The sequence below is a fragment of the Pseudomonas sp. KCJK9058 genome (assembly GCF_046230975.1).
GTDB classification, from domain to species: Bacteria; Pseudomonadota; Gammaproteobacteria; order Pseudomonadales; family Pseudomonadaceae; genus Aquipseudomonas; species Aquipseudomonas alloputida.
On record NZ_JBJJLR010000022.1, the window covers coordinates 52,079 to 75,670 of the forward strand.

General features: G+C 61.5%; 22 protein-coding genes. 6 read left to right on the top strand and 16 right to left on the bottom strand.

Features of this window, described 5'->3' with window-relative positions; all coding sequences use genetic code 11:
- Window positions 1-32 precede the first annotated feature (32 nt).
- From ACK59Z_RS13930 to ACK59Z_RS13955, 6 genes are all read right to left on the bottom strand, one after another.
- Window positions 33-323, bottom strand: a complete 291-nt coding sequence (locus tag ACK59Z_RS13930; protein ID WP_010954210.1) for a cytochrome c5 family protein — start codon at window positions 321-323, stop codon at window positions 33-35.
- A gap of 306 nt (window positions 324-629) precedes the next feature.
- A complete protein-coding gene (locus ACK59Z_RS13935; protein WP_258229821.1) occupies window positions 630-2,105 on the bottom strand; it encodes a PepSY domain-containing protein in 1,476 nt (491 codons plus the stop codon).
- A gap of 5 nt (window positions 2,106-2,110) precedes the next feature.
- Entirely contained in the window at window positions 2,111-4,264 is a 2,154-nt protein-coding gene (locus ACK59Z_RS13940; RefSeq protein WP_409293248.1) for a TonB-dependent receptor, read from the bottom strand.
- Between the two features lie 71 nt (window positions 4,265-4,335).
- The gene (locus ACK59Z_RS13945; protein ID WP_104961608.1) at window positions 4,336-4,725 is read right to left on the bottom strand and encodes a DUF2946 family protein; all 390 of its coding nucleotides are present in this window, start codon (window positions 4,723-4,725) and stop codon (window positions 4,336-4,338) included.
- Window positions 4,726-4,853: 128 nt separating this feature from the next.
- Window positions 4,854-6,137, bottom strand: a complete 1,284-nt coding sequence (locus ACK59Z_RS13950; RefSeq protein ID WP_409293251.1) for a DUF2254 domain-containing protein — start codon at window positions 6,135-6,137, stop codon at window positions 4,854-4,856.
- A 31-nt stretch (window positions 6,138-6,168) separates the two neighbouring features.
- The gene (locus ACK59Z_RS13955; RefSeq protein ID WP_108190773.1) at window positions 6,169-7,047 is read right to left on the bottom strand and encodes a LysR family transcriptional regulator; all 879 of its coding nucleotides are present in this window, start codon (window positions 7,045-7,047) and stop codon (window positions 6,169-6,171) included.
- A 101-nt stretch (window positions 7,048-7,148) separates the two neighbouring features.
- Between ACK59Z_RS13955 and ACK59Z_RS13960 the strand changes: the two genes are divergently transcribed.
- The 3 genes from ACK59Z_RS13960 to ACK59Z_RS13970 all read left to right on the top strand — a co-directional run bounded on the left by ACK59Z_RS13960 (window position 7,149) and on the right by ACK59Z_RS13970 (window position 9,197).
- Complete coding sequence (locus ACK59Z_RS13960) at window positions 7,149-7,562, top strand: VOC family protein (RefSeq protein ID WP_010954206.1); 414 nt, start codon at window positions 7,149-7,151, stop codon at window positions 7,560-7,562.
- 158 nt (window positions 7,563-7,720) lie between these two features.
- Entirely contained in the window at window positions 7,721-9,037 is a 1,317-nt protein-coding gene (locus ACK59Z_RS13965) for a cation:dicarboxylate symporter family transporter (RefSeq protein ID WP_409293253.1), read from the top strand.
- A gap of 1 nt (window position 9,038) precedes the next feature.
- On the top strand, window positions 9,039-9,197 hold the full coding sequence (locus ACK59Z_RS13970) for a hypothetical protein (protein ID WP_181318758.1): 159 nt from the start codon (window positions 9,039-9,041) through the stop codon (window positions 9,195-9,197).
- A gap of 42 nt (window positions 9,198-9,239) precedes the next feature.
- Here ACK59Z_RS13970 and ACK59Z_RS13975 read toward each other — a convergent pair whose 3' ends face one another.
- The 8 genes from ACK59Z_RS13975 to ACK59Z_RS14010 all read right to left on the bottom strand — a co-directional run bounded on the left by ACK59Z_RS13975 (window position 9,240) and on the right by ACK59Z_RS14010 (window position 18,914).
- Window positions 9,240-9,962 carry a DUF4198 domain-containing protein gene (locus tag ACK59Z_RS13975; protein ID WP_108190775.1) on the bottom strand — a complete coding sequence of 241 codons (723 nt, stop codon included), beginning with the start codon at window positions 9,960-9,962 and terminating at the stop codon, window positions 9,240-9,242.
- A gap of 14 nt (window positions 9,963-9,976) precedes the next feature.
- Window positions 9,977-12,067 carry a TonB-dependent siderophore receptor gene (locus ACK59Z_RS13980; protein ID WP_108190776.1) on the bottom strand — a complete coding sequence of 697 codons (2,091 nt, stop codon included), beginning with the start codon at window positions 12,065-12,067 and terminating at the stop codon, window positions 9,977-9,979.
- Between the two features lie 180 nt (window positions 12,068-12,247).
- Window positions 12,248-14,239, bottom strand: a complete 1,992-nt coding sequence (gene thrS / locus ACK59Z_RS13985; protein WP_108190777.1) for a threonine--tRNA ligase — start codon at window positions 14,237-14,239, stop codon at window positions 12,248-12,250.
- A 40-nt stretch (window positions 14,240-14,279) separates the two neighbouring features.
- On the bottom strand, window positions 14,280-14,870 hold the full coding sequence (locus ACK59Z_RS13990) for a 6-carboxytetrahydropterin synthase (RefSeq protein ID WP_108190778.1): 591 nt from the start codon (window positions 14,868-14,870) through the stop codon (window positions 14,280-14,282).
- The gene (gene cysS / locus ACK59Z_RS13995; RefSeq protein WP_409293257.1) at window positions 14,864-16,294 is read right to left on the bottom strand and encodes a cysteine--tRNA ligase; all 1,431 of its coding nucleotides are present in this window, start codon (window positions 16,292-16,294) and stop codon (window positions 14,864-14,866) included. Before cysS ends, ACK59Z_RS13990 begins: the two co-directional genes overlap by 7 nt.
- Window positions 16,287-17,198 carry a GTP cyclohydrolase FolE2 gene (gene folE2, locus ACK59Z_RS14000; RefSeq protein ID WP_108190780.1) on the bottom strand — a complete coding sequence of 304 codons (912 nt, stop codon included), beginning with the start codon at window positions 17,196-17,198 and terminating at the stop codon, window positions 16,287-16,289. The genes cysS and folE2 overlap by 8 nt, the downstream gene beginning before the upstream one ends.
- Window positions 17,199-17,248: 50 nt before the next feature.
- On the bottom strand, window positions 17,249-18,466 hold the full coding sequence (gene zigA / locus ACK59Z_RS14005) for a zinc metallochaperone GTPase ZigA (protein ID WP_409293259.1): 1,218 nt from the start codon (window positions 18,464-18,466) through the stop codon (window positions 17,249-17,251).
- Window positions 18,467-18,512: 46 nt separating this feature from the next.
- Window positions 18,513-18,914 carry a Fur family transcriptional regulator gene (locus ACK59Z_RS14010; protein ID WP_020190656.1) on the bottom strand — a complete coding sequence of 134 codons (402 nt, stop codon included), beginning with the start codon at window positions 18,912-18,914 and terminating at the stop codon, window positions 18,513-18,515.
- A 129-nt stretch (window positions 18,915-19,043) separates the two neighbouring features.
- On the opposite strand from ACK59Z_RS14010, the gene ACK59Z_RS14015 reads away from it, so the two are divergent.
- Window positions 19,044-20,210 carry an N-acetylmuramoyl-L-alanine amidase gene (locus ACK59Z_RS14015; RefSeq protein ID WP_319903700.1) on the top strand — a complete coding sequence of 389 codons (1,167 nt, stop codon included), beginning with the start codon at window positions 19,044-19,046 and terminating at the stop codon, window positions 20,208-20,210.
- Between the two features lie 52 nt (window positions 20,211-20,262).
- Here the strand turns inward: ACK59Z_RS14015 and hemB are convergent, their stop codons facing one another.
- Together hemB and ACK59Z_RS14025 are read right to left on the bottom strand one after the other, a co-directional pair.
- On the bottom strand, window positions 20,263-21,273 hold the full coding sequence (hemB, locus tag ACK59Z_RS14020; protein WP_108190783.1) for a porphobilinogen synthase: 1,011 nt from the start codon (window positions 21,271-21,273) through the stop codon (window positions 20,263-20,265).
- A 5-nt stretch (window positions 21,274-21,278) separates the two neighbouring features.
- Window positions 21,279-21,713, bottom strand: a complete 435-nt coding sequence (locus ACK59Z_RS14025; RefSeq protein WP_020190661.1) for a DUF4440 domain-containing protein — start codon at window positions 21,711-21,713, stop codon at window positions 21,279-21,281.
- A gap of 97 nt (window positions 21,714-21,810) precedes the next feature.
- Between ACK59Z_RS14025 and hisI the strand changes: the two genes are divergently transcribed.
- Both hisI and ACK59Z_RS14035 read left to right on the top strand, forming a co-directional pair.
- The gene (gene hisI, locus ACK59Z_RS14030) at window positions 21,811-22,224 is read left to right on the top strand and encodes a phosphoribosyl-AMP cyclohydrolase (RefSeq protein WP_108190784.1); all 414 of its coding nucleotides are present in this window, start codon (window positions 21,811-21,813) and stop codon (window positions 22,222-22,224) included.
- On the top strand, window positions 22,221-23,567 hold the full coding sequence (locus ACK59Z_RS14035) for a dihydroorotase (protein WP_108190785.1): 1,347 nt from the start codon (window positions 22,221-22,223) through the stop codon (window positions 23,565-23,567). The genes hisI and ACK59Z_RS14035 overlap by 4 nt, the downstream gene beginning before the upstream one ends.
- Window positions 23,568-23,592: the final 25 nt, after the last annotated feature.

Genomic DNA, 23,592 nt, shown 5'->3' on the forward strand with positions numbered 1-23,592 from the left:
GCACCCTACTGGAGGCGTCCCTGGCGCACGAATCACTTGGACATGTAGTCGATTACCGCCTTGTAATCGTCGGCGGTGCAGTCCATGCACAGGCCGCGCGGCGGCATGGCGTTGAAGCCTTCGGTGACGTGCTTCACCAGTACATCGTTGCCTTGGGCCAGCCGTGGCTTCCAGGCCTCGTGGTCACCTTTCTTCGGCGCCATTGGCAATTGCCCGTTGTGGCACATCTGGCAAGCGCGGTTGAAGACCGCCTCCGGGTCCTGGGCTGCTTGAGCCAGGCTGGCGGTTGCCAGGCAAGCAAGCATTGCCAGTGTTTTCTTCATGACCGACCTCTCAGGTTTTTTATTGGAAGGCAGAGTCTAAGAGCCTGGTTATCCCTGTCAGGTGCGACGTTCTGACGCATGTGCGGTGTCAGGGCTTCATCTACCGGTCTGGCTGGCAGGGTGCGGCGAACTGTCGCAGGGTGGCGGCTTGCAGGTGCCGTGCTACGTTGAAGTTGATCCGGTGTTTTACTCTTGGCAGGGTTTTCATCGGGTCAAACAAAAGCCGGGGCGCATTACCGTCCCGGCTTTTGTTTTTTCAGTGATCAGCGGCAATCGCTCAGGCCGCTGCCAAACACGAAAGGAGGCTCAACCGCGAACTCGAGTGGTCATTCTGCGTAGTCTTCGCCAGCCTAGTACGGCGCCGCTGAGTGAAACCACCAGGCCGCCGATGCTCAAGGCGATGATCAGGCCTTCGCGTAACACCGGCCTTTGCAGCAGTGGCTGCAGATCCCAGCTGTGCAACAGGTTGAACAGCCAGCGACCGGTGCGTTGCCTGGCATCGTGGCTGGCTACCACTTCTGCACTGGCCGGGTCGAGGTAGACCCACGTGCTGGCGGGGTCGTCGAAGCGCAGGCGCAGTACCGGCAGTGGGCGGCTCTGGAAGCCGTACATGCTCTGGGCGTCACGGGTGAAATAGTAGGCGTCATAGTGCCCTTGCCAGTTGGCCTGTACCACGACGCCTGCCGCCATCGCACGGGCTGCTGTCAGCAAGCGTTGTTCGGACAATGCCCGCGCCGGCGGCGCGCCGGCTTCCAGAATCCGGCTATCGCCGGCGGCATTGCGGGCAACCAGGAAGGTGTCGCCGCCCAGGCGTTGCCACTGGATTTCGACAGGGTTGAACCCAGGCTCCCGGCCCAGGCTGGCCATGGCCTGGGCAACCGTCTGGCCGATGTCCATCGCCCTTAGCGGCCCCTGACGTAGCGCCTGGGGGGCCAGCTGCGAACGACTGTCGGTCACACCCCAGGGGCGCATCGACATGAGTCCGCTGAATACCCACAGCACCAGCACCGTGCCGAACAGTAGCCCGCCGATGTGGTGCCAGAGCAGCCAGCCGCCAGGGTAGGGGCTGCACGAGCCGCTGCGATAGCGCTTGCGCAGCCGCAGGCGCAGTATGCCAACGGTCATGCCCAGGAGCGCCATGACCGTTGCGCCCAGGGACAGGCCGATCACCAGGGTACGCCAGCCGTTGTCGAAGCCGAACCCGCCCCGCAGCGGATAGAGCCAATGCAGCCATGCACCGACCCAGTTCCAGGCACGCTCCTGGGCGGTGGCGTCACGCACCACTTCGCCGGTGCGGCTGGACAGGTACAGCCAGGTGCCGGCTGTATCGTCTACCTGCACGTGATGCAAGGGGCGGTCGCCATCCAATGCCCTGGAGTGGGTCCACATGTCCTCGTCCACGGTGCCCAGGTAAGCCAACCCGGCCTCACCGGCATACTGCCGGGCATTGGCCAGGGCCCAGGCTGCGTCGGCCCGAGCCAGAGGTTCGCCGCTGGCGGCATCGAGGATGACGCGGCGACCGTCGGCCAGTTCCAGCAGGTAGTGCGCGCGCCCGCCCAGGCTGGTCAGGCGCAGCGCCTTCAGCGGCTGTTGCGCCCAATGCTCGGGCAACTCGGCGCAGCACCCCGCCGGCAAAGCCGGCAGGTGGGCCAGGCGCTCGGCCGGTGTCAGCTTGGGGTAGCCGACGTACAGCATGACAACCCCGGAGACGAACCACAGCGCCATGAACAGGCAGACGACGATGCCCAGCCAGCGGTGCCACAGGTACAGCTGGCGCTTCACGCTCATCAGTAGCGCCACTGCACAGCGACTTCCAGGCTGCGCGGTTCACCCAGGTAGTACTGGGTGTTGGTCTGGTGGATGAAGCGGGCATACACCTCGTCGGTGAGGTTGCGCAGCCGCGCGCTGACTTGCACGTGCTTGTCCAGGTCGTGGGTCATGGAGAGCCCGTAGACGGTGTACGACGGTACCCATGCGGTATTGGCGGTGTTGGCGTACACCGATGAGACATAGCGGGCATCGGCCCCGACCTGCCAGCCGGGCGCCAGGTCGTAGGTCAACCAGAGGTTGGCCACGCGGTCGGGGATGTTCACCGGGTTCTTGCCCTTGCGCGAGTACACCACGCCGCCGATGGTCTCGTTGAATTCATCGTATTCGGCATTTACCCAACTGAAGTTGCCCGCCGCCAGCAGCTTGGGCGTGACCTTGAACGAGGCTGCCAGCTCGATGCCGGTGGAGGTCTGCTGGCCCGCCTGCTCGGTGGTGTTGGGCACGGTCGAGGAGGGCACGGAGATATCCTTGCGCACGATGCGATACGCCGCTGCCGTGGCCGAGCCGCGGCCGTCGAGGAAGTCGAACTTGCTGCCTACTTCGACCTGACGGCCGGTGCTCAGGTCGAAGTCGCCGACCTGGCTGATCGAGGCGCTGGTCAGGGTACCGCCTGGTGGTTCGGCCGAGGTGCTGTATTGGGTGTACAGGCTGACGTTGGAGGTCAGGTCATAGACCAGCCCCAGGCGACCGGTGATGGCGTCCCAGCGTCGGTCCAGCCTGGCTCGCGCCACATGGTCGACCACGTCGAAGTCGATATGGTCGTAGCGCAACGCGGTTATCAACGACAGTTGATCGGTCAGGCGGGTACGGTTCTCGACGAAGGCCGAGGTGGTGTCGGTGGTGGTGGTTCTGCCCTTGGTCATGGGCGCGTCCATACCGGGGATATCGAGGAAGTGCCCGGGTTCGAAGCCGTTCGGGTCAACCGTGTCGAATGCCCCCTTGGACAGCGGGTAGTTGGTTTGCTGGTTGGTGCTGTAGTCCATGCCGAACGCCCAGTCGCTGGCCAGGCCGAATAACTGGCCCTGGTGGGTCAGCTCGAGCTTGTCGCCGTTGACCTCCTGGTCGTGCCGCTGGCGATAGCCGCCTGAGCGAGCGATGGCGCTGTTGTCGGCGTTGTAGCGATACACCTCGAGATTGCGGTAATCGCGCTGGCCGTTGTAGTGGTAGAAGGTGTTACGCAGTTGGGTGTTGTCGTCGAAGCGGTAGTCGGTGATCGAGCGCAGCCACCGGGTGCGCTGCTCGTAGCGACCGTCTTCGACGTTGTAGTTGTTGAAACGGTTGTGCTTGTCGATGTGCAAGGTACCGACCAGTGGCTGCAATACCGGTGTGCCCCAGTAAGGGCTGTCCTCTTGCTCTTCCAGGTATTCGATGGCCAGCGTGTGCGAGAGCTGGTCGTTGATGTCGCTAAGGAGCGAGAAGGCCAGGTTGCCGGCCCCATTCTCCTGCCGATCGATATAGCCGTTGGTGCTGGTGCGGCTGTAGTCGAGGCGGGCATAGTGGCGCGGGCCGTCGCCCGTGTTCAGCGCCTTGTTGAAGGCGACCGACGTTTCCATGGTGTCGTAGCGTGCATAACTGACGCGCCCTTCGAAGGTGTCTTCGTCACGGCTTGCCAGCCGGGTGATGAAATTGAGGCTGCCACCGACAGCGCCGCTGCCGTTGAGGAAGGAGGAGGGCCCGCCGAGCAATTCGACGCGGTCGTAGATCCAGGCGCCCACCGGGCGCGCCGCGCCGCCATACTGCAAATTGATGCCATTGAACAACTGGTTGATCTGGGCACCGTTGAACCCTCGGTACGACACATATCCGCCCCAGCCGGGCGGAGCCGAGGCGTTAACCCCGGGCAGTGCATTGGCGGCGTCCTGGAAGTTACGTGCGCCAATGCGCTCCATGGTCTTGCGGTCGGCAACGCTGACGGAAGCGGGGTTCTCCCTGGCGCTCAGGTTCAGCCGCGAGCCGCTTTCGATGGGGCGATCAAGGTCAAGGCTGGTTGCCTCCTTGGGTTGATTGGCTGTGGCCGTGACATTGCTGGCCGGCAGGGTCAGGGTGTCATCCTGCGCCCAGGCACAGGTTGCGCTGCCAACGAGCAGCGCCAAAGTGGTCATGCGGAACATGCAAGGCTTCCTGGCTGAAATCGGTGAGCACACGCCCGCTGCCGATCAGGCGGCACGGGGACGTGGCGATGTCAGAACGCGAGAAGCGAAGCAGGAGAGGCGCGGGGATTGACCAGTGGCCAACGCTGCTTGGGCAGGCGTGGCGGAGGTTGGTTGGGTAAGGGGCTGCCCGGCTCGCCGGCGAGCAGGGTCAGCAGGCCGAAAAATACGGCCAGCAGTGTGGCGCTGAACAGGCTGGCGATCACGCAGTCACCGCCGGCAGGCAGGGTCGGATCGCTGAAGTCTTGCTCACCTTGGACCATGCCGCTGCTGTCGGCCGTGCACCAGGCGGCATCATCCATACCAGCCAGGCGCAACCCGGCCATTTGCCCATGGCCCATGGCGCACAGCAACGAGCCGAACAGGATGCTGAAATACAGCACCCAGGCGACATGTGATCGTGTGTGGTGGGCCAGCTTCATGGCGGAACTCGGCGCGAAAACTGAATGATCAGGTTGGGAGGTTGGCGAGGGATTCTACATCTTCTGATGCATCTGAACAGGGTGATTTTTCAAGCACGAATATTCAATCGGGTACAGGCGCACGAGACTTATTGAACACCGATGAGTTCGGCAGCAAGCGCGCGGAGTTCGTCCTTGTCCTGTTGAAGTACAAGCCCACTGCCCGCGTGTGCAAGCAAGCGCGCGGCATGCCGGCTGCAGGCGGCTTGAAATGCGCGGGGATTGATGCGCGCCAGGCTGACCAGGGCTTTGATCAAGCGCAGATTGACCTCGTGCAAAGCCGCGCCGTCCCGGCTGATCGGCGCAAAAAAATCGTCAAACAGGTCATCCGCCAGCAGTGCACGAACATAGACCTGCGGGCATTTGTTATCCGTGCTTTGCGCCACGGGATGCAGTTTCCCCCAACACGTCAGGCAGCGAATGCCGCGGCCAATGATGTCGATGGCTGTGCCGGGATCATTTACCGCTGGAGAAAGCGCTCGCGAGGCGATCTCTGACAACACCGAAAGCCCGAAGCGCGGGTCATGCTCGAACGTTCTCCTGAGGCCGATGGTCACGGCAGCGAGCATCTCGATGTCCAGCGAGCCAGTGTCATCGAGCGGCTCGCCATCCACGGCCAAGGCCCGTGCCACCACCATACCCTCATGTACAAAGGTGCCAGGCAGGACTTCGAGGAAAATTCGAATCTCGGTGCGCGTTGCAATCTTGCTCAAAGTGAGGACATCGACGTGCTGGACATAGCCGGTCTGGCGGCTTTTCACTTCATGGGTTACCCCAGGAAACTTGAGGTCAGGCGGGTAGGCTGCAGCGCCCAGAAACGGGTGTTCAACACGCTGCTCGATGGCTTTGATCACTGCTTTTTCGACACGGTCGATCGTCTCGCCCACGCGCCCTAGTTTGGAGAGGTGATCAATCCAGCGCAGCAGGGTGTAGATGATCAGGACCACCACTGCAATCGTCACGGTGAAAAGCACTACACGACCTTGCGTACCGTAGGCTCCGGTGCTCAGTGCAATGATACCGACGAGGCTGAAGAGAAAGGACCCGATGAAGGTCGCCAGAGCGTTCTGGGTCGTGGCGTCCTCCATGACCAACGAAGTGGCGCGCGGGGTTACGCCACTGCTGGCGGCACTGTAGGCCGAGACCATTGTACTGAGCGAAAACGTCGTGACGGCAAGCATGCTCGAGGCGATGATGCCCAATATCTTGTCAACGGCATCTGCACCGATACGTGCAGGCAAGCTGACCGGCACTGCATCCTTGAACACCATGGCCAGTAGCGCGGTAACCACCCCCAACAGGGAGAAAAGCGTTGCTCTGAACCAGAGACGCTTGGCAATTCGCGTAGCCAACCAACGCCAGCGAGCTATCATGAAGACCTCCTGTTGCCGAGAGTGTAGGCCCTTATGGAAAGCTGCAGTTATTCATAAGCTGTGCCTTCAAAACCTCCACCGCCTTGGGCCTTCTGGGGTTGGCTTTGTGAAGCAGGACTACCTGGCGCATGTACATGTAGCTGTCAGCGTCCGACACTGGCGTTGCCTGTACGTCGTCAGTCTTCAGTCCCGCCCAGAGTGGGACAACAGACACCCCCATGCCTTTTGCGACCATGATGTAGATAGCATCTAACGCATCCAGATTACAGAGGACATCGGGTTGCAGGTCATTGTCATTCAAGTACTGCTGTGCAATCTGCCCACCCCAGGCATGTGAGTCATATCGAATCAGGTTTCGACCAAGAATCGTCGAGCGGATGTCGCGCTTGTCAATCGGGTCTTTGGTCAAAAGCATCAGGGGTTCTTCTCGAAGCACCTGTACACGAATGGTTTTGGGGACGCTGAAGGGCGGACATACCATGATTCCCGCATCGAGCTCTCCGCAGGCTACTTGTTCGTAAAGACTGCGTGAGTCCCCTGGCGTGATACGTAGCCTCAGTTGCGGGGCAATGCTTGATAGCTGATTCATGGTCTCTGGCAATATGCCTGTCAACGCTGTAGAGATCGCACCGATCTTGAGATACCCCGACAGGCTACCGGTGTCCAGATCCTCTTTCAGCTCTGCTGCCCCCTGGATCAGATCTCGAATCTTCGGCAGCAACGACAGGCATTTCTCGGTAGGTTCGACAGCATGTGCGCTTCGGTTCAGGAGTTCGCACGCCAGCGATTTCTCGAGTGCTTGTATACGCTGGCTGACTGCAGGTGCTGTCAGGTTTTCCCGTCGAGCCGCCGCTGCAATCGAGCCAGTTTCTATCACCGCCATCAGGCTTTCGAGAAATCGAGTGTCCAAAACATTTCCTTTCGCTGAGAGATGGAAAAATGCGCTTTAGCACGTGCGCGAGGCTACGCTAACCTCCCCGAAAGTTCTATCAGAAACCAAAGAGGGTAGTTATGAAATCGTTATTTCATGTTTCATACCATGTTACAGACCTCGAAGCATCTCGTAACTTCTACGGTAACATTCTCGGCTGCAAAGAAGGCCGCACGAGTGAAACTTATGTGGATTACGATTTCTTCGGTCACCAGATTTCGCTTCACAAAGGTGTTCCTTTTCCAACGACCCGCACCGGCAAAGTCGGCGACCATGAAGTGTTGATGCCGCATATCGGCTTGGTGCTGCATCTGGATGACTGGTTCGCGATGGCAGACCGCCTGGCGCTTCATGGTGTGCAGTTCGACATACCGCCGGTTGTACGATTCCCGGGCCAACCTGGGGAGCAGCGAACGATGTTTTTCCTGGACCCCAGTGGCAACCCGATCGAAATCAAAGGGTTCAAGGACTTCGAAGGTGTATTTGCCACCTGATTGGTATAAACCTTCGGGACGCGCCTCCCGCTTTGTCTGCGTGAGATAAGAGGCGTGTATCGATGAGTGGCCACTCAATAAAAATAACAGGCTCCAACGATGTGTTTGGCATTTTTGCCGTCCAATGTACAGTCCAAATTATAATAACTGGAGGACGTATGGCGAAGATTAGTCTGGTGACTAGAATTATTGTAGGTCTTGTGCTCGGGGTTGCAGTGGGGGCACTTCTCAATTTCTTTCCCGAGTACAAAGCCTGGATAATCAGCAGCTTTTTGCAACCCGTCGGCGATATTTTCATCAAGATGATGAAGATGATTGTCATACCCCTTGTATTCGCGTGCATGGTCGGCGCGATCGCAGGCAATGGAGATAGCAAGGCGATAGGGCGGGTAGGGGTGAAAGCCTTGTTCTACTTCTTTGTCGTGACCAGCATCGCAATTGTGTGCGGCCTGCTGGTTGGCAATCTTGCGCAGCCAGGCGTAGGTGCCAACTTGACGACGCTGGCAAACACCCAATCGCTCTCGCTTCCCTCTACCTCGGAGAGCACAGGTTTTGCTCAAGTCATCCTCAATATCATCCCGGACAATATCGTCGGTGCAATGGCGCAAGGAAAGCTGCTGCCTGTCCTGTTCTTCTCGGTCATGTTCGGCTTTGGGCTAAGTGCTCTGGACAAAGAGAAGAAAATGCCGTTGATCGCGGTAGTCAATGCCATTTCCGCGACGATGTTCAAGGTGACGCATATCGTGATGCACTACTCACCCATCGGGATCTTTGGCCTGATCGGCGTGACGGTAGCCAACTTCGGGCTTTCCGCGTTGCTGCCTCTGGCAAAACTGATTGCCGTCACCTACGTCGCGGTCATTCTGTTCGGCGTGGTCGTGCTGGGCGGCATCGCGAAGGTTGCCGGGATCAACATCTTTGACCTGATCAAGGCGATCAAGGATGAGTTGATCCTGGCGTTCAGTACTGCCGCCTCGGCGACTGTCATGCCCCAGCTGATTGAAAAGGTCGAGGCCTACGGTGCGCCGCGTTCGATTGCTACGTTGGTTATTCCTACGGGTTATTCCTTCAATCTGGATGGCGCATCGCTGTTCGTGGGCATCGGCACGCTGTTCATCGCGCAGCTGTATGAAATTCCCCTGAGCTTGGCTGACCAGGCGATGCTGATCATCATCATGGTGCTGACCTCCAAGGGCGCAGCCGGCGTCCCGGGTGCCATGTTCGTCATCTTGACCGCTACGCTGACCAGTGCCGGTCTGCCTGTGGAAGGTATTGCATTCATCGCCGGAGTCTATCGCTTGATGGACATGCCGATCACGGCGCTGAATGTCTTGGGCAACGCACTGGCGCCTCTGGTTGTGGCGAAGTGGGAGAACCAATACCGGATGCCTGCTGCCCCGGTGGTAGCGCCCGAGGAGCGCCCGCAAGTGTTGACCTCTTCAATTAGCGCTGGGGGCTCGGCAAACGCGACCTAGTGTGTTCATCGACATGATCGCCCTGCATGTGATGCAAGGGCCCATCATGCAGGTAATCGACATGCCCATCGTGTTCGATTGCCGTGTGGCCGCAGCCGGGCTTGTGCCGATGGTCATGGTGCGGATGCTGGTTGCAGGTACTCATTCCGAACGTCTCTAACTGCCATACCTCGGCCGTCACGGCCGAGGTAGGTCGCTTATGTTACTCGTGGTGCGGCTCACCCAGGAACGTCAGTGAACTGAACAGACTCTGCTGGGCCACGGGGCTGCCGTCTGCCATTGGCAGGGTAGCCTGGGCCGCGATGATGTTGAGTCCTTCATTGCGTACGGTGATACGTGCCCGGCCTTGCTTGTCGGTGGTGGCGCTGACCTGGTGAGGGGCGCCCCGGTAATCGCCCTGCAGCGGGATATCAGCAGCCGGCTTGCCATCGAGCAGTACCTGCACTTCCAGCGTCTTGCCTGGCCCGACTTGCAGAGGGTCGCTCAGGGGAACGATCGCTAAACGCAGCATGTCCAGTTTCGGCAGGCGGGCGCCGCTCTGGTAGATCGCCAGGCTGTATTTCAAGCTGTGGGTGGAGGCGATCGCATCCTTGACGTGGGTGCGATCCTGATTGACCCATTGCTTGTCCGGGCGCTGCGACCAAGGCCCGTTGTCCAGCAGCACGGCAAGTGCCGCAGGCGGGGTAAGTGGTTGCAGCACGGCATGATCCGCCAGGCGCCTGACCGTGACCGGGACCATGTTCCCGGTCGCGTCGAATGCCCAGGCGCGCTTGATCTTTTCCGCCTTGTAGGCGTTATCCTCGGCGCCGTGGCCGTACACGGCCTCGATATTGCCACGTCGCTCCTCGGTCCACAGGCCGTGGGCGCCTGCGTTGACGCTGACCATCAGGGTCAGCAGGGAAGCGACTTTCAACGATGGATGCATGATGGTTCCTCGGTTCAAAGGCTAAGGGTCAGGCTGACACTGAAGTTGCGTGGCTCCCCGGGCAGCACCCAAGCGCTGTTGTACGAGCGTTCGTAGTACTTGCGGTCGAATAGGTTGTTGAGGTTAAGGCCGAAGGTGACCTGTTCGCTGGCCTTGTAGTGCGCCAGCAGGTCGACAGTGCTGTAGGCGTCCAGGGTGAAGTCGCTGCCGGCCTGGCCGGAGCGTTCGCCGACGTAGTTCACCGCTGCGCCCACATCCGAGCCGCGCAGGGCACCGTCCTGGAATTCGTACACACCCATCAGGCTGCCGCTGTTACGGGCGATGCCGAGCAAGTCGCTGCCTTTGGGCAGGGCTGCGTCGCCCTTGGTGACCTCGGCGTCGATGTAGGCGTAGGCGCCGATCACTCGCAACGCGTCGGTCAGCTGGCCGCTGAACTGCAGGTCCAGGCCTTGGCTGCGCGCTTCGCCCGCCGCCACGCTCTCGCCAAGGGCGTCGGTGGTGATGACGTTCTCCTTGTCGATATGGAACAGGGCGATGGTCGCGCCCAGGCGGCTGTCGAGGAGGTCGAGCTTGACCCCGGTCTCGTAACCCAAGCCCTTTTCAGGCTTGTACACCTGGCCCTGGGTGCCGATGGTGTTGGGTTTGAACGAAGTGGATGCGTTGGCGAACACGCCGACTTGCGGTGTCAGTTGGTACAACACCCCGATGCGCGGTGTGGCAACGTCCTTTTCCTGGCTGTTGCTGAGGCCCGTGGTGCGGTTCTGCGAGGTCTGCTCGAAGCGCTCCAGGCGTACGCCCAGCAACCCGCGCAGGCGCTCGGTGAAAGCGATCTGGTCTTGCAGGTTGATCGCGTAGCTTTCAGTGTGCTCGAAGAAGTCGTTGGCACGGGTGATGGTTGGCTTCGGCTTGCCGTATACCGGGTTGTAGATATCCAGCCCATACGCTGCGGAGGTGGCGCTTTGCGGGTACTTCTGGCTGTTGCGGTAGTTCTCGTACTCCAGCCCGACCAGGGTCTGATGCTGCCAGCCACCCAGCTCGAACTGCCCGTGCAGCTCGGCCTGGGTGATGTTGTCGTTCCATTCGAAGTCGCGTTCGCGATAGAAGCGCGTGATGGTGGTGCCCACCAGGGCCTGGGGCTCGGAGCTGTTGCCCTTGAGCGTACCCTGGGTGTAGTGGTTGGCCAGGCGCAGCGTCCAGTTGTCGTTGAGCACGTGTTCCAGCGCCACGTCGAGGGTCTGGTTGTCGTTGCGGATCTCGCCGTCATTCGGCTCGCCAAGGAAGGTCGAGCGCTTGACCGACCCCATTTCGCCGTTGACCGCCGGAATGCCGCGATCGAACACCGACTCGGTGCGGGAGAACTCGGTGTCGATCATCAGTCGGGTGTCGGGTGACAGTTGCCAGCTCAGGGAGGGGCTGACGATACGGCGCTCACTGCCGACATGATCGCGGAAGCTGTCGTTGTCTTCGACGGCGAGGTTGATCCGGCCCAGCAGATTCCCTTCGCTGTCCAGCGGCGAGTTGGCGTCCAGGGCGGTGCGGTAGCGGTCCCAGCTGCCTGCGCTGAGGGTGAGGGTACTGAAGGCTTCGGCCTGGGGGCGCTTGGTGACGATGTTGACCAGTCCGCCAGGGTCGCCACGGCCGTACAGGCTGGCAGCCGGGCCTTTGAGCACTTCGATGCGCTCGATGTTGGACGTGTCCGGCGAGCTGTAGCTGCCGCGGTTGATGGCGAAACCGTTCTTGTACAGCTCGCCCGTGGTGAAGCCGCGCACACTGTAGTTGAGGAAAGTCAGGCCGCCGAAGTTGTTCTGCCGCGACACGCCGCCAGCAAAGTCCAGGGCGCGGTCGATGCGGGTGGTGTTGAGGTCCTTGATCACTTGCGCGGGCACGACGTCGATACTCTGCGGCGTGTCGCGGATGTCGGTATCGGTGCGGGTGGCCGTGGCAGAGCGGTTGGCACGATAGCCTTGCACCGGCCCGTCGGCGCGCTCTTCGAGGTAGGCATCGGTGATGGAGGTTTCGTTCAGCAGCAAGGGTTGTGCCGCTGAAATCGGCTGGCCGAACAAGCCCAGCGTCAGGCCGGCCAGAAGGGGGGCACGAGGGTTCACGTAAAGTCTCCGTTTTTCACGCTATAACGTTGCATTGTTGGGTATGTACTGACTCGGGCACTGCCCACGAGCTGGAAGGGGATCACATGTTGGGTTGCGCATGTTATTAGATGTAATAACGTAACGCTAGCGGGTAATGCTGATTCACAGCTGCAAATGATTTCTGTTGAATCTGTGGTGTTATTTTGCAGGCGAGAAAACCGCCCACAGGTGCTCGATCGCCTGCCGGCGTTCAGCCGCATCCGGCGCCTCGCACTGCTGCAACAGCAGGTCGATGGCCGATTTCAGTTCGAAGCTGCCCAAGTCCTGCCCGTCGCGGTTGCGAATGGCGATGGTACGTTCTGCCTGTTCCTTGGCACCGGCAATCAACAGGAACGGGATACGTTGCAGGGTTTGCTCGCGCACCTTGTAGCCGATTTTCTCATTGCGCGTATCGGCCTCGACACGCAAACCGGCACCGCGCAACAGCTTCGCCACGTCTTGTGCATAGCCCGCGTATTGCTGGGTGATCGAGGACACCACGACCTGCACCGGCGACAGCCAGCCCGGCAGCTTGCCGGCATGGTGTTCGAGCAGGATGCCGGTGAAGCGCTCCAGCGAGCCGAACAGTGCGCTGTGCAGCATCACCGGGCGCTGACGCTGGCCGTCCTCGTCGACATACTCCAGGCCAAAACGCGCCGGCAGGTTCATATCCACCTGCAGGGTGCCGCATTGCCAGTCCCGGCCAATGGCATCGCGCAGCACGAACTCAAGCTTCGGCCCATAGAACGCGCCTTCGCCGGGGTTGACCTGACAGGCCAGTTGCATGTGGTTCAGTGCATTGATCAGCGAGCCTTCCAGCAGGTCCCATGTGGCATCGTCGCCCATGCGGTTGTTCGGCCGTGTGGACAGCTTGATACGCACATCCTCGAAGCCGAATTGGCGATAGATGTCGAGCACCATGGCCACCACCGACTGGCATTCCTGTTCCATCTGCTGTGGGGTGCAGAAGATGTGCGCGTCGTCCTGGGTGAAATGGCGCACCCGTAACAGCCCGTGCAGCGCCCCCGAGGGTTCGTAGCGGTGCACCTTGCCGAACTCGCTCATGCGGATTGGCAGGTCCCGGTAGCTCTTCAGGCCGTGCTTGTAAAGCAGCGACCCGCCGGGGCAGTTCATGGGCTTGAGCGCCAGTGCCCGGCCATCTTCGGTTTCGGTGGTGAACATGTTGTCGCGGTAGTTGTGCCAGTGGCCGGAGATTTCCCATAGGCTGCGGTCCATCACATCCGGCGTGTTGACCTCGATGTAGCCCGCGTCGTTCTGGCGACGACGCATGTAGGCGATCAGCGCCTGGAACACAGCCCAGCCCCGTGGATGCCAGAACACCGCGCCAGGCGCATCGTCTTCGAAGTGGAACAGGTCGAGCTCGCGGCCCAGCTTGCGATGATCGCGTTTTTCCGCCTCTTCGAGGCCGCGCAGGTGCTCCGCCAGCTGCCTGGCATCGGCCCAGGCGGTGCCATAGATACGTTGCAGTTGTTCGTTTCGCGCATCACCGCGCCAGTAGGCACCGGCCAGCTTGGTGAGCTTGAATGCCTTCAGCAGGCGCGTGTTCGGCACATGCGGACCGCGGCACATGTCGACGTATTCCTGATGGAAGTACAAGCCAAGGTGTGTGGCCTCCGGTAGGTCGTCGATCAAGCGCAGCTTGTAGCTTTCGTTGCGGGCACTGAACACGTCGATGGCTTCTGCGCGGCTGAGCATGCGCTTGATCACGTCGTACTCCTGGGCGATCAGTTCGCGCATGCGGCCCTCGATCGCCCCCAGGTCGGCCGGGGTGAACGGCCTTTCATAGGCGACATCGTAGTAGAAACCATCGCGAATCACTGGCCCGATGACCATCTGCGCGGTGGGGAACAGCTGTTTCAAGGCCTGCCCAAGCAGGTGGGCACAGGAGTGGCGGATGATCTCCAGGCCTTCCTCATCCTTGGGCGTGATGATCTGCAGGCTGACATCGTGGTCGATGACCTCGCAAGCATCGACCAGACGCCCGTCGAGCTTGCCGGCAACGGTGCTGCGAGCAAGGCCAGGGCCAATGGATCGTGCGACGTCCAGGACGGTGACAGGGCTGTCGAAGTGACGTTGCGACCCATCGGGCAAGGTCACGGAAAGGGCGGGGGATGGGGCGTTTTCTGGCATCTTTTCAGGCTCGGAGTTCAATAGTGTGGCCGCGGGTCGGTCAACCCAGCCCAGGCAGCTCGGTCTGCAGCATGGCGGAGTGGGCTTTGAGGTGCTCGAACAAGCCAGGGTTTGCCCAGGCCTGGGTGATGGCGGGCGAGAATTCGATGGCGTGCAGGTCGATCAGGCCCATTCGCGGGTTCTGCACGTCGGCCCGGAAACACTGGGCGTAGCCGGTCTCGGTTTCATGCACGATGACCGAGTGCAAGCCTACTTCCGCCTCGCCATTGCGCATTTCGGCCTGCGACAGCGCCGCATCGACCAGGCGGAAGAACAGGCGCGAGAACTGCTCGGCGCTGGGCGAGACCGGAACCAGTACCCAGCGTTCCGAATGCCGACGGACCGACGCCAGGTAGTCGGGATCATCACCGGACCACAGTGCGACGCAATGGTCGAAGGCGTCGATCAAGTCCCTGATGTCGCCCTTGAGCAGGCCGAAATCGTAGACCATCTGGCCGTTGTCCAGCGCGTCGGCGTGCAGGATCAGCTCGACCTTGTAGGAGTGCCCATGGATGGAGTGGGAACAGCGTCGGGTGCTGCAGCCCCGCACGATGTGGGCGTTCTCGAATTTGAACAGTTTACGGATCAGCATGGGTGACCTGAGTTGTCGCGGCAGCTAGTGGCCTGCCGGAGGGGGCGTAGTCTTGGCCCTTGCGCGGTATCCTCGGCGGTGTAGCCAGCCTCTTCTAGTTCGCTGCGCAGTCTGTCGGCAGTGGCAAAGTCGCGGGCCTTGCGCGCGGTCTCGCGGGCCTCAAGCAAACGGAGTAGCGCGGCTTGTCGTGGCGGCTCTTCAGTGTGTGGCTGCAGTGCTCGCAGTGCTGCCAGCGGTGTTTGCTGCAACAGGCCGAGTAGTGCGGCAGACTTGACCAGCCGGGCCTTGGTCTGGGCAAGGGATGTCTCATCGCTGGCGTTGTCGAGCGCCTGGCGCAGCACATGCAGGCGGGCCAAGGCTTCGGCGACGCCCAGGTCGTCCCTGAGGGCGTCAAGCAGTTGCCCGTCCGCTGCCACATCGTCGGCGCCGGGCACGTCGTCGCAGCGCGCCAGGCTGGCGTAGAAGCGGATGAGGGTCTGCACTGCGGCGCTCAGGCGCTTGGCGTTCCAGTCCATCGGGCGCCGGTAGTGGGTGGACAGCAACGCCAGTCGAATTGCTTCTCCAGGCGCCTGGCCCAGCAGGTCGCGCACCAGGCGCACGTTGCCCAGCGACTTGGACATCTTCTGCCCATCCACGGTGACGAAGCTGTTGTGCACCCAAGTGCGGCAGTACAACGTGCCGTGGGCGCAGGTGCCTTGGGCGATCTCGTTTTCATGGTGAGGGAAGATCAGGTCCTGGCCGCCTCCATGGATGTCGATGGTATGGCCCAGGTGCTGCCCGATCATCGCCGAGCACTCCACATGCCAGCCCGGTCGGCCTCTGCCCCAGGGGCTGCTCCAGCCGGGCTGGTCGGCCGTGGACGGTTTCCACAGCACGAAGTCCAGCGGATTGCGCTTGGAAGGCGCGACCTCCACGCGGGCACCCGCTAGCATGTCCTTGGTGTTACGGCCGGAGAGCTCGCCGTAGGCTGGGTAGGACGGCACGTGGAATAGCACATGGCCTTGCTCCACATAGGCATGGCCACGTTCGATGAGGGCCTCGATCAGGGCGATGATCTGCGGTATGTGCGCGGTGACGCGAGGCTCAAGGTCGGGGGAGGCCACCCCAAGTGCGGTCATGTCCGAGTGGTAAGCATCGATGAAGCGGTCAGTGATACTGGCGATGGGAACGTCTGTCGCCGCCGCCGCGGCATTGATCTTGTCGTCTACGTCGGTAAAGTTGCGGGCATACACCAGTTCTGCGTAGTCGTGGCGCAGCAGCCTGGCCAACAGGTCGAACACCACGGCCGGGCGAGCATTGCCAATGTGCGCATAGTTGTAGACCGTGGAGCCGCAGACGTACATCGTCACCTGGTCGGGCCGTGAAGTGCGCAGCACTTCCTTGCGCCGGGTCAGCGTGTTGTGCAGGTAGATCGGCTCAGTCATGCGTAGCGGCCTGCGGGGCGGACCAGGCTGAAGCATCGTGCGGGTGCAGGCTTTCCAGGTGGCGAACGTGCACTTGGCTATCGCGGTAACCGTGCAGGCTTGCCTGAATACGCCGCGCAGCGTCTTCGACGAACATCAGGTTCTGCCCGTTGAGTGCTGCGAAAGCCTGTTCGTCAGCCCGTTTTACGGCGGTCTGAACCGGCGTGCGCAAAGCGCCTTCGACGTGGTCGATCAGGGCCAGCAACCCGAGATCCGGGGCATCAGCAGGTACCGTGACGCGTACTCGAGCTTCGCTGCGTTGGCTATGTGGTGTCGCCAGCGACGCGTTGCTGCGCAGCCACTGCGCAACGGTGCTGGCTTCGAGCAGTGGCTGGTCCTTGAAGGTCCGCAGGAAGCCGTCCTCAATCAACTGCCGGGAGAGAGCGGCCGAGCACGGGCAGGTTGAGGAGTAGCCGATCCTGACCTCGATACTCAGGTTCAGCGCCCCGCCGACCTTCGTCGCGAGCACGTGAACCGGGTACGACTTCCAGCCAGAGAGGCCCTCGGTCACCAGTGCAGGGCGGCGAACCAGCAGGTCGAAATCCAGGCGCAACCTGGCATTGCGGCTTTCGCAATCCTGATGGCTGTCGATCATCTCCTGCAACAGCGCAAAGAGACTTGCCGGCGACACCGCCGCGGCCTGCCCCCAGGCGTCCAGCAGGCGATACAGCCTGGACATGTGAATGCCTTTGACATGCGGTGCCGGCAGGTCGACCTGGACATCCGCCCGGGCGTGCAGCTCACGCTGGTAGGTCGGTTCTTGGATCCTTACCGGCAGGTCGATACCCTGCATGCCGACCCATTGCAGTGGGCTGAGGCTGGGGGCCAGGTCGGTGACGGAAACGTCGGGTAATGCTGAGCTCATCATGTATATCCAGTGGTGGGAGCCTTGCTCGTGGCAGTAAGGCGTATGAATCAGTTCCAGCCGGGGAAGGGGTTGGTCAGCTTCATCCAGCCTTCCGGTCCCTGGGCCATTTCCTCATCGGTCAGCAGGCAGGCATCGAAACGCGCCCGCAGCGCTGCCTCGTCCATTTCCATACCGATCAGCACCAGCTCCTGGCGGGCATCGCCAACGTCCTCGTGCCATTTCGACCTGATGTGCAGGACCGATTCGCTGTCGGTCGGCCAATGTTCCTCGGGAACGGCCGCCCACCAATAGCCTGCCGGGCCATGACGCGCGACGGCCCCGGCCTGGGACCAGTTGCCGGCCATGGACGGCTCGCAGGCGAGCCAGAAGTAACCCTTGGAGCGCACCACCCCAGGCCATTCGCTTTCCACCAGCGCATGGAAGCGGTCAGGGTGGAATGGTCGGCGGGCACGGTAGACGAAGCTGGCGATGCCATATTCTTCCGTTTCGGGTGTGTGGGAGCCGCGCATTTCCTGTAGCCAGCCAGGCGCTCGTGAGGCCTCGTCGAAGTCGAACAGGCCGGTGTCCAGCACGCGATCGAGCGCGACCTTGCCGAACTCGGCGATTTCGACTTTCGCCCTTGGATTGAGGGCACTGAGGATGGCCATCAGGCGATCGCGCTCTTCGCCACTGATCAGGTCGGTCTTGTTCAGTACGATGACGTCGCAGAACTCGATTTGCTCGATCAGCAGGTCGACCACGGTGCGAACGTCTTCCTCGCCCAGCGATTCACCGCGTGCCTGCAGGCTGTCGCGCGAGCTGTAGTCGCGCAGGAAATTGAAGGCATCGACCACGGTGACCATGGTGTCGAGGCGTGCCACTTCGCTGAGGCTGCGGCCATCCTCGCCTTCGAAGGTGAAGGTTTCCGCCACCGGCAGTGGCTCGGAGATGCCCGTCGATTCGATGACCAATTGGTCGAAGCGACCCTCTTTGGCTAGACGGTCCACTTCGAGCAGGAGGTCTTCGCGCAAGGTGCAGCAAATACAGCCATTGCTCATCTCCACCAGCTTTTCGTCGGTGCGTGACAGCTCGGCGCCACCCTCGCGTATCAATGCGGCATCGATGTTCACATCGCTCATGTCGTTGACGATCACCGCGACTCGCCGGCCTTCGCGGTTGTTCAGAATATGGTTGAGCAGGGTAGTCTTGCCGGCTCCGAGGAAGCCGGAAAGTACAGTGACGGGCAGCCGCGCGGCTTCGTTGGTATGGGGGACAGGGGTGCTCATCGGGAGGCCTCATGATAAAGGGTGGTGCGCATGCGTGCGGCTCTGCTCAGTCCTCGCCTGCATCACGGCGAGTACAGGCGGCGCATTTACCGTGCAGCTCGATGACCGAGCTGCACAGCGAAAACACGTTCTGTTTCATCCAGTGCCCCAGGGCCTGGTTCAGGTGCGGTACGTTGAACTCATCGACATGGCCGCAGCTGTCGCAGATGGCGAACGCTCTGAAACCTGCTTCGCACTGGCTTGGGCAGGTGCAGCTGACATAAGCGTTCAAAGACTCCAGCCGATGAATCAACCCTTGCTCGGCCAGGTGGCCCAGCGCGCGGTAGATCTGCGTCGGCGCCCTGACACCTTCATTGCGCAGGCTGTCCAGAATGGCGTAGGCACTGAGCGGCTTGTCGGCTTGTTGAAGCGCCGTCAGGACACGTTGCTGATTGCTGGTCAGTTGCATGCAGGCCTCCTTCCGTTGGCGGGCAGTCTTCATTTTGTTCTGGATTTGAGATGTTATAAAGTAACAATAATAAAATGGCTAGCGAAATTGCCCGAGGCTTCGCTGGTTCGCAGGTCAATGGGAGTCCATATGGATCGTCGCCGAGTGCTGAAATTACTGCTTGCATGCCTGGCATTGCCGTTGCCTCTTGCGGCGCAAGCCGGGCAAGCGGTTAAACGGGTTTGGGTGAGCCGGTCGGGCAGCGTCACCACGGTGTCGCTGGAGCTGACCGGGCCGGTGGCGGCGAAGCATTTCAGCCTCGCGGCGCCACCGCGGTTGGTTCTTGATCTTCCTCAGGCCAGTCTGCAGGCGTCACTGAACGATCTCGTCCTGGACGGCACTGCCGTCACAGCCGTGCGCAGTGGCATCACCGCGTCCGGTGACTTGCGTATCGTGCTGGACCTGGCCGACTCGGCAGTGCGCGGCGAAGTCCGCTCGCTCAACACCGGGCGGCATGGCCTGGAGTGGGTACTCACTGGGCCACCGGTGGGCGTTGCGCCGGAAGTTGCCAAGCCCTTGGCGCGACAGCGCGACCTGTTGATCGTGGTCGATGCCGGGCATGGTGGCAAAGACCCCGGTGCAGTAGGGCCCAAGGGCGAGCAGGAAAAGCACGTTGCGTTACAGATCGCCAAGTTGCTGGCCAAGCGCATCGATGCACAGAAAGGCTACAAGGCACGCTTGGTACGCAGTGACGATGTGTTCATTCCGCTGCGCAAGCGCGCCGAACTCGGTCAGCGGCTGAACGCGGACTTGTTCGTGTCGGTACATGCCGATGCTGCACCGCGACTCACGGCCTCTGGGGCATCGGTGTTCGCCTTGTCGCAAGGGGGCGCGACGTCGTCGATGGCGCGCTGGATGGCGCAGCGGGAAAACGATGCAGACAGGGCCGGCGGGGGATTGCCGATCAAGCTGCGCGAGCGCGACCCTATGGTCGCCGGCGTGCTGCTGGATATGTCGATGAACTCGACGATCGCCACCAGCCTGGATCTCGGGCATCAGGTGCTCTCGCAGCTTGGGCAGGTGTCGGGCCTGCATCAAGCGCGGGTGGAACAGGCAGGTTTCGCCGTGCTCAAGTCGGCGGCAGTACCCTCGATCCTGGTCGAGACAGGTTTCATTTCCAATGTCGGAGATTGCCGGCGGTTGCATGATGCCCGTCATCAGCGCAAGGTCGCGGAGGCGATATTCGCCGGGCTGGACAGCTACTTCCGCCAGAAACCACCGGCTGGCAGCCTGATCACAGCCAAGAGAGAGGCGTGAGCAACGCTGCGTGTCATTGCGCTTGAGCGCGGTGTCCTCTCGAACAGGCCACTCAACCCTGTTTCAGCCGCGTGGCGGCCTCCAGAGCGAAGTAAGTCAGGATGCCGTTGCACCCCGCACGTTTGAACGCCATCAATGCCTCCAGGATGACCGTGTCCGGATCCAGCCAGTCCTGATTGATCGCTGCCTTGAGCATCGAGTATTCACCGCTGACCTGGTACGCGAATGTCGGCACGGCAAAGGTTGTCTTGACCCTCTGAATGATGTCCAGATAGGGCATGCCGGGCTTGACCATCACCATGTCGGCGCCTTCTTGCAGGTCCAGCGCTACTTCGCGCAGGGCTTCGTCGCTGTTGGCCGGGTCCATCTGGTACGTGCGCTTGTCGCCTTTGAGCGCGGCCGCCGAACCCAGCGCGTCGCGGAACGGGCCGTAGAAGCCGGACGCGTACTTGGCGGCGTAGGACATCAGACGCACATCGCTGAACCCGGCCAGGTCCAGCGCGGACCTGAGCGCGCCGATGCGCCCGTCCATCATGTCCGACGGTGCCAAGGTGTCGATGCCAGCCTGGGCCTGGACCACGGCTTGGGCCGCCAGTACCTGCAAGGTCTCGTCATTGGCCACGCGGCCTTGGCGCAGCACGCCGTCGTGGCCATGGTCGGTGTAGGGGTCCAGTGCGACGTCGCCGATCAAGCCAAGCTTGGGGAACGTGGCCTTGAGCAACCTGGCGGCGCGGCAGATCAGGTTGTCCGCGTCGAGGGCGTGGGTGCCCTCACTGTCTTTGCGCTGCACTGGAGTGGCGGGAAACAGGGCAATGGCCGGAATGCCCAGTTCGACCGCCCGGCCTACGTGATCCGGCAGTTCGGCCAGGCTGACGCGTACCTGGCCCGGCATGGCGGTGATCGCCTCGCGTGGACCTGAGCCTTCCTTGAGAAAAACCGGCCAGATCAGGTCATCGCGAGACAGGCTGTTTTCAGCGACCAGACGACGCGTCCATTCGTCAGCGCGATTACGGCGCAAACGCGTGGCCGGGAACGCGCCCGTTGAGCTCACGAAGTGGGCCATGCCTCTTATGCCTCGATGGAGGAATGGTGGCCAGTGATCAACCACTGCTGGTCGATCCGCTCGAAGGTGAACAGGAAGCGCGCTGGCACTACCCGCTGCTCGCCGTCCTCACGAAAGACGAAGGTGTACTGGCCTCCGACGACCACGGTGCCCAGCTTGCGGCTGACGCGCTTCTTGAACAACTGGATGTCACAGACCAGCCCGTCGTTAGCGAGGAAATTCTCGAAATAGTTGCGACGGCTGTCGTCGCAGTCACGCACTTGGTTGGACAGGGTCGGAACCAGGATCGCATCAGGTGCGTACAACGCCAGCACCTGATCCACATCACGTGTGGCCACGGTCGCGGCCCAACGGTAGAGCGCCGCTTTGGCACCTGCCAGGCAGGCCAGTTCGGTGTCGGCGTAGGTTTCGATGGTCGGGTTCGGGCATGTTTCCGTCATGGCGTCTCTCCTGCGCAAGTGGAAAAGATGAACAGTAGCGGCGTAATCTGCTAAGTTGTAGGTGTTATAACATAACATTTTCCACAGGTTGTAAATCATGTTCCTTACCCTTGAGCAGGCACAGGCGGGAAGCCGCTTCGCCTTGACCGATGTGCTTGGCCACATACCCTGGAACCCCCAGGGGCTAATCCCCGCCATCATCCAGCAGCATGACAGCGGCGAAGTCCTGATGCTGGCCTGGATGAACGAAAAGGCGCTGCTGGAAACCCTCGAGACCCGGCGGGCATGCTACTGGTCACGTAGCCGTGGATGCCTGTGGCGCAAAGGCGAAAGCTCGGGGCATGTCCAGCATGTGCACGACGTGCGTCTGGACTGCGATGGCGACGCGCTGTTGTTGCTGGTGGATCAGGCAGGTGTCGCCTGTCACACCGGGCGTCGCAGCTGTTTCTACAATGCGATCCAGGGTGATCAAGTGGTGGTGACGGGCAACCCCGCCGAGGTGGGCGCATGAGTCAAGTCATCATTCGCAATGCCCGCCTGGTCAATGAAGGTGCCATACAGGAGGCCGATGTACTGGTCGCCCATGGCCGTATCGAGAAAATCGGCCGCAGCATCGCGGGCGTCAATGCGCCGCTCGAAATCGACGCCCGGGGCCAATGGTTGCTCCCCGGCATGATCGACGACCAGGTTCATTTTCGTGAGCCTGGCGCTGCGCACAAGGGCACCATGGCCAGTGAGTCGCGCGCAGCAGTGGCGGGCGGTATCACCAGCTTCATGGACATGCCCAACACCAACCCGGCCACGCTGGATCTTGCCGCCCTGCACGACAAGAAAGCCCGCGCCGCCACCACCTCGGTTGCCAACTACGGTTTTCATTTTGGCGTGAGCAAGGACAACCTCGATACCGTGGCGGCCCTCGACCCACGTGAAGTGGCGGGGGTGAAGGTATTCATGGGCGCCTCCACCGGCGACATGCTGGTGGACGACCCCAGGGTGCTGGAGCGGCTGTTCGCCAGCGTGCCGACCATCCTCCTGGCGCACTGCGAGCACACTCCGTCGATCCTGGCCAACGAAGCGCGCATACGTGAGCGCTACGGCGATTTCATTCCGCCGGCCATGCACCCGATCATTCGGGATGCCGATGCCTGCCTGCGCTCTTCGAGCCTGGCGGTGCAGCTTGCCAAGCAGTTCGGCACACGGTTGCATGTGCTGCACCTGACCACCGCCCAGGAGCTGAAGCTGTTCCAGCCTGGGCCTTTGCAGGGCAAGCAGATCACCGCTGAAGTGTGCGCGCACCATCTGCTGTTCGATGATCGTGACTATGCCAGCTTGGGCCACCTGATCAAATGCAACCCTGCCATCAAAACCCGGGAAGACCGGGACGCGCTGCGTCAGGCTCTGCTGTGCGACCGCATCGATGTCATCGGTACCGATCACGCACCCCACACCTTGGCGGAAAAACAACGCCCTTATGCCTCGGCGCCATCAGGTTTGCCGTTGGTACAGCATGCACTTCCGGCACTCTTCGAGCTGGTGGAGGAGGGCGTGCTGACAGTTGCCCAACTGGTGCGCAAGACCAGCCACGCCGTCGCGGATCTGTTCGCCATTTCGGAACGCGGTTACCTGCGTGAGGGCTACTGGGCGGACATGACGCTGATCCAGCGTCTGCCCGCGCCCCGCGCTGTTAGCCTCGACCCGGTTCTGGCGCACTGTCAGTGGACGCCTTTCGTGCACCATCGTTTTCATCACCGAGTGGCCACGACATTGGTCTCTGGGCAACTGGCCTGGCATGAAGGCCGGCTGGTCGAGGGCTGCCAAGGCTTGCCGCTGGCGTTCAACGCACGACGCGGTTGACTGCCATTTCTTTTCATTGACCTGA

Coding starts and splice junctions, on each gene's coding strand:
- ACK59Z_RS13965 (WP_409293253.1), top strand. CDS start 7,721: ATGGCGAAGATTAGTCTGGTGACTAGAATTATTGTAGGTCTTGTGCTC.
- ACK59Z_RS13960 (WP_010954206.1), top strand. CDS start 7,149: ATGAAATCGTTATTTCATGTTTCATACCATGTTACAGACCTCGAAGCA.
- hisI (WP_108190784.1), top strand. CDS start 21,811: ATGTTCCTTACCCTTGAGCAGGCACAGGCGGGAAGCCGCTTCGCCTTG.
- ACK59Z_RS13950 (WP_409293251.1), bottom strand. CDS start 6,137: ATGATAGCTCGCTGGCGTTGGTTGGCTACGCGAATTGCCAAGCGTCTC.
- ACK59Z_RS14015 (WP_319903700.1), top strand. CDS start 19,044: ATGGATCGTCGCCGAGTGCTGAAATTACTGCTTGCATGCCTGGCATTG.
- ACK59Z_RS13945 (WP_104961608.1), bottom strand. CDS start 4,725: ATGAAGCTGGCCCACCACACACGATCACATGTCGCCTGGGTGCTGTAT.
- ACK59Z_RS14010 (WP_020190656.1), bottom strand. CDS start 18,914: ATGCAACTGACCAGCAATCAGCAACGTGTCCTGACGGCGCTTCAACAA.
- folE2 (WP_108190780.1), bottom strand. CDS start 17,198: ATGAGCTCAGCATTACCCGACGTTTCCGTCACCGACCTGGCCCCCAGC.
- thrS (WP_108190777.1), bottom strand. CDS start 14,239: ATGCCAGAAAACGCCCCATCCCCCGCCCTTTCCGTGACCTTGCCCGAT.
- cysS (WP_409293257.1), bottom strand. CDS start 16,294: ATGACTGAGCCGATCTACCTGCACAACACGCTGACCCGGCGCAAGGAA.
- ACK59Z_RS13990 (WP_108190778.1), bottom strand. CDS start 14,870: ATGCTGATCCGTAAACTGTTCAAATTCGAGAACGCCCACATCGTGCGG.
- ACK59Z_RS13940 (WP_409293248.1), bottom strand. CDS start 4,264: ATGTTCCGCATGACCACTTTGGCGCTGCTCGTTGGCAGCGCAACCTGT.
- ACK59Z_RS14035 (WP_108190785.1), top strand. CDS start 22,221: ATGAGTCAAGTCATCATTCGCAATGCCCGCCTGGTCAATGAAGGTGCC.
- ACK59Z_RS14025 (WP_020190661.1), bottom strand. CDS start 21,713: ATGACGGAAACATGCCCGAACCCGACCATCGAAACCTACGCCGACACC.
- ACK59Z_RS13930 (WP_010954210.1), bottom strand. CDS start 323: ATGAAGAAAACACTGGCAATGCTTGCTTGCCTGGCAACCGCCAGCCTG.
- hemB (WP_108190783.1), bottom strand. CDS start 21,273: ATGGCCCACTTCGTGAGCTCAACGGGCGCGTTCCCGGCCACGCGTTTG.
- zigA (WP_409293259.1), bottom strand. CDS start 18,466: ATGAGCACCCCTGTCCCCCATACCAACGAAGCCGCGCGGCTGCCCGTC.
- ACK59Z_RS13975 (WP_108190775.1), bottom strand. CDS start 9,962: ATGCATCCATCGTTGAAAGTCGCTTCCCTGCTGACCCTGATGGTCAGC.